General features: G+C 62.0%; 3 protein-coding genes. All 3 read right to left on the minus strand.

Annotation, left to right across the window (positions count from 1 at the left end):
- Window positions 1-68: 68 nt before the first annotated feature.
- Complete coding sequence (locus FNX44_RS23755; protein WP_143650928.1) at window positions 69-1247, minus strand: hypothetical protein; 1179 nt, start codon at window positions 1245-1247, stop codon at window positions 69-71.
- 1494 nt (window positions 1248-2741) lie between these two features.
- The gene (locus tag FNX44_RS23760; protein ID WP_143650930.1) at window positions 2742-4073 is read right to left on the minus strand and encodes a S8 family serine peptidase; all 1332 of its coding nucleotides are present in this window, start codon (window positions 4071-4073) and stop codon (window positions 2742-2744) included.
- A gap of 95 nt (window positions 4074-4168) precedes the next feature.
- Entirely contained in the window at window positions 4169-4828 is a 660-nt protein-coding gene (locus tag FNX44_RS23765) for a hypothetical protein (protein ID WP_143650931.1), read from the minus strand.
- Window positions 4829-4981 lie beyond the last annotated feature (153 nt).

The raw sequence follows: 4981 nt of genomic DNA on the forward strand, positions 1-4981 counted from the left end.
GCCCAACGCCCCACCCCACCACCAGACACGGCCACGGGAACCGCGTCACCTCATTGTGTTAGGAGCTCTTAGACGACTTGATTGTCGTATTCCCTCTTCGGTACAGGAAACTTCTTGATCGCCTCAACCTCAGCCACCACACCCGCCTGCCCCGATGACCGCGCCCCGTTGATCGTGATGTAGAGCATATTCAATGCATCCAGCGTGTCATCGACGATTTTCGCCGCCCTTGCGCACTGGGCCGCGATGATTGCCGCAGCTCCTACGGTGAGCACGAGCCCAACACCAGTCGCCGCCGCTGCTGCACCAGCCGCCGCTTCCAGGGCGACCTGGATCGCAATATCGCCAATCGTCGTCATCGCAGCCTTGAGCACGTTAATGAACGCATTTATCTCACGGGCGACTTCCTCATAACACCCATGCAACTTCTTGAAGATCTCCTGCGCTTCCTTGATCTTCCTGGATATTTCGTTGAAATAGTCGTACGCCGTGTCCGCCGCTTGACCGTTCCAGGAGACACTCAGGTTGCGGTTACCATGGTCAACGTTAGTACCCACTGCGGAACACAGCACACCGAGCTTTATCCATGCCTTCGCGCAAGAATCGAATGTGTCCCAGTCCCCGGCGACAAGCTGAGCCAGTGAGCCGAGCACATCGTAGTTGAAAATCAACTTGATGCCCTCGTTTATCAGCGCGGTGGGGCTACAGAGATCCAGAACCACGCCAACACTTTCACCAATGGTGCTCAGCGCACTGTCTGAGTTATTCATAACCGCATCCCACCGGTCCCCTACCAGACCCTTCCAACGGGCTTCAAAGAAGCCCGGCTCGGGATCCGCCTTGAGACATTCCTGAGCATCCTCCGGATCCGTGAAGGTGGGAAAAACGACGCCGATTGCAGCGAATTCATTAGGGCCAAGCGGGCCGTTCTTCCCGGTCGGGTAAGTGCGGTCCACTGCTGCCGCTTCGTTAGCATCTGTCATTCGGTAGTATGTCGCGGACCTCACCAGTTCAGCCGAAGACTGGGCGAGTACATCCTTGTACCCGACGAACGCCTGCTGTGCATGAACGGAGCATTCTTTGTGCAGCGCCACGACGTGTTGCCAGAGTGTGCTGCCTGCGCCAGAGGTCTCGATGCCCGTATTGTTCTGCACATACCGGCCCGCTGCGGCCATATCGTCTTCTGCCCGGCCAACCTGCTTGGCGTAGGCGTCAAGATGATCCGGCTCTACCTTGAATTTGTCCACGTTTCTCGATCCTCAAAGTGGCAGCTTCCTGAATTGTGTGAATCCCTCACGCCCCGGCGCGGGGTGGGCTCGGAGGAGGGGGCGGCGGGCCAATGTGCGACGAGGAAGGCCGCTCGGGGCCAGAGGGCGCTTGGACCGTGCCGCCCAGAGTCTTGGCTCGGCGCCTGAGGCGGTATTTCCCAGCAATGCGATTGCCCACCAGTCCTACCGCCAGCAGAAGGGGAGCCAATACCAGGGGGCCCGCAGCTCCCTCTGTGAGGTAACCGTCCCACAGCCCGGTCACTCCCGTAGCCGCCGCCAGCAACGCAAGGACACCGCAAATCAAACCTGGGTAACGAAAAGGCTGTTGGCGCAACACGGCCAGTTCCACAGGGCGAAGGTGCTGTACATACCCCAAAGTCGAAGGACGTGCGACCTCCCCGTCCGGTACATCGCTACTGTCGAAATCCTGAGTCCAGCCCCGTACATAACGCCCGTCGCCCAGTGCGAGGATAGCGGGGGCTGAGCACGGTGAATGAGTTACTGTCCCACTCGGTGCCCAGTAGAGCCATCCCTCACGGCCCTTCAGCGCTCTGCCGATTGCTTCGCCATCAACAGGGCTTTCGAGGAACAAGGTTCGCTCACCATCGTCCCCGCTCAGGCGCAACGCTCCTGCGTAGCGAGCCTTACGCCGCTTCCGCACCTGCTCGGGTCCGTCATAGGCCCATCGGTGAGCCGATCCGAACTCAATGAAGGCTTCTAGCGGGTGTGGCGCATGAAGGCCTGCCCCACCATCCAGCACGACTACCGGAAGGGCACGCGCCGCGCCATCCTTAACAGCCACTTCAACCCGAGCAACAGCCTTCGCGCCTTCAGCTCGCTTTGCCGACCAAAACACCACTGACCAGAACATGATGATGCCCGCAACGAAGGATCCACCGAAGATACCGGCACTCACGTCATCACCTTGGTCCGAGCCCCCGCTAAGCGACCACTGAACCCCCAGCATGAGGGGAAGAATCCCGGCTGCGATCACAGTTGCTGTCCGTAGCCCCTGATTATCCATCTGCCAGCGGCCCGTCAGCCGGAAAGCACTCGGCTGACTAGATCTTGGAGCGCGCGGGAGCCGCCATGTCGCCTCGTAGCGTATACGATTACGGCGCAGCTCCCACCAGAACCCAATCACAGACACAGCCAGGTTGAGCACCAGATCCCAACGAGGCGCGGAAGCCGTGAAGCGCACCACCATGCACACGGACGCCCCGAGTATGCCTCCCCATACCATGAGACGTGGAAGCAAATGTCCAGAAGAATCTCTCTGTTCCGGCATATCCTCTCTCCTTCACCATTGAGCTTCTTCGTGATGGCCACCGATCAGGTGACTGCCTGCGACCGTAACGAGCGAGGCCCCCGGGCTGTTGATCGAGATGCCTGACGTCTCAATCACGTTGCTCGGGGGCCTCGTTGGTTGCGCTTCACGGCCCATCACTCGATCGGTGGCCAGTTGGAAGAGGCTCACTGAGTTGGAGGGTGATTGGGCGGCACAGGCGGATAGCCGCCATGCGCGGGACCTTGGCCCTGGTACGAACCGGGGACGTGGGGTGGCACGCCGCTGCTCACCGGGTAGCCGGAGCCGGCCCCGTAGACACCGGGGTGCAGCGGCGCCGGTGCGCTACGCCGCTTCTTCTTGACCGCCGATGCGACGAGGAGCGCAACGAGCGTACCGAGAAACAAGACCACAACTCCGCCGAGTATGGCCTTCTGTCCGCTTGTGAGGTCGTCCTCCACCGCATCGCCACCTCCAGGAGCGACTGCTCCCGCAGCGCCTTGTTCAGGATCGGACTTCGGAGGTTTGGGGATCTCCAGGGGGCCGCTCCTGGGGCCTGGCGGAATGTTCTCCGTGAGAGCTCGGTAGGGCCGGATCATTCCGTAGCCGTAGTAGCTGTCGTGACCGTCGGGCGCGTCGATGCGGTCAGGGAGCAAGGCGGTCTTCGTGAGACGGTTGACGATCTGGCCTGCCGTCAGGTTGGGAAACTTGGCTCTCAGCAGTGCAGCGGCCCCGGAGACGTACGCGGACGCATACGATGTGCCGGCGAACTCCCGATAGGGTTCAATCACGGCTGCGGCCGTGATGTAGTCGCCTGGCGCGGAGAGCATCACCTGGCGTCCGCCTGACGAGTCTTCCCAGATGTTCCCCGCCTCGTCAATGGCCCCAACGGCCACCACGCTCCCCATGCGAGCCGGATAGTTCACCCTCCCCTCGTTTCCACTTGAGGAAACGACAAGGACGTCCTTGTTAGCGGCGTATGCGAGCGCCTCTTCCTCCTCGGGCTTGATGCTCTCCGCGCCGATAGACATGTTGATAACCGATGCGCCCTGGTCAACGGCGTAACGGATGGCCTTGGCGTAGCTCATCTCACTGCCGTGCAGGTGGGGACTGTCGCCCTTGGTCGCTATTCGGACGGGCAGGATCTTCGCCTCGGGAGCAAGACCGACTACACCGTTGTTGTTTCCAGGTCCATGACCATGTGCGGCGATGACGGAAGCAACGGCTGTTCCATGGTCGAAACGTGTTTCCTGGTTGGCTGGACCTCCAGTCAGCATGTCCATACCTGGAAGCACGTTCTCTCGCAGGTCGGGATGGCTACCGTTGACAGCACTGTCGAGCACAGCGACGATGACGCCCTGGCCCGTGGACTCCTTCCAGACCTTCTCGGCCTCAAATGCTCTCAGGGCCCACTGGTCGTCCCTGATCTGGTCAGCCGAGGCGGTAGGAGCCGACCCGACGACCAGGGCTCCCGCGAGCATCGCACTGCCGATCGCCCGCAGCGCTCTTGTCTTACCCATCCTCAACTCTCCATGTCGGGCGCTTCACGGGCACAATCCCGCCGCACAAGGGGGCAATTCGCCAGAGCCCTTAGTGCCGACTTCTTCTCAAACCGTCAGTCGACGAGCTTCCAGACGACGCTCGCCTCGCCGTCACCGCTGATCCTGTCAATGCCCCACACCATGTAGAAAGGCTTGTCCTCCGGAGCCAGATAGATCTCACACGGCTTGTAGGACCGGCCTACGGTGAGCGCTCCCCGCGCGTTGGGGTCGAGGAAGTTGCACTTGGCGTACTCATCGACGTAGTTGACCCTCGTGATCCGCTCACCGGGCGCGCTCTGGATCGTCACCTGGGAGTACCAGGTCGGAATCCAGGGCTCCTCACCGCCACGGTTCGTGTAGGACACGGTGATGTAGTACGGCACCAGCCCGGGAGCTTTCTCGATGTTGATGCCCGCGGCCTTCAGCTCCGCGTAGCCCCCCTTCTGGACCTTGTACGGCGTGACATCGAGCTTTGTCGTACCGCCGCTGCCCTTGAAGACGACCGAGCGTACCTCGTCGGCGTCGAGGACGTCCTTGAACTCACCTGCGGGAGTTTCGCCGCCACCCGGAGATCGCATGTCCGGGAGGGAGGGTTCGTCCGGCTCAGTCGGGCCGTCCGGCGACTCAGCACCGGGGCTGCGCACAGCGGAGTTGCCCGCCTCGCCGCTCTGACCCTTGTCTCCGTCGTCGCCCGTCGCAACGAAGACGATGCCCCCGATCACCAGCGCGAGCACGACACATGCGCCACCGACTATCAGAGCCGTCCTGCTGCCGTTCGAAGAGGGCGGCGGCGGAGGCGCCTGCCCGTACGGCGGGTGCGGGTATCCGGGACCAGGAGGCGGCGGAAAGCCGGGATGCGGCGCGTTCGGCGGAGGCGGGGGTACCGG

The sequence above is a fragment of the Streptomyces alkaliterrae genome (assembly GCF_007097205.2).
In the GTDB taxonomy this organism is placed as follows: Bacteria; Actinomycetota; Actinomycetes; order Streptomycetales; family Streptomycetaceae; genus Streptomyces; species Streptomyces alkaliterrae.

Excerpts from the sequence above, each read along its gene's own strand:
- FNX44_RS23760 (WP_143650930.1), bottom strand. The coding sequence starts at position 4,073 with ATGGGTAAGACAAGAGCGCTGCGGGCGATCGGCAGTGCGATGCTCGCG.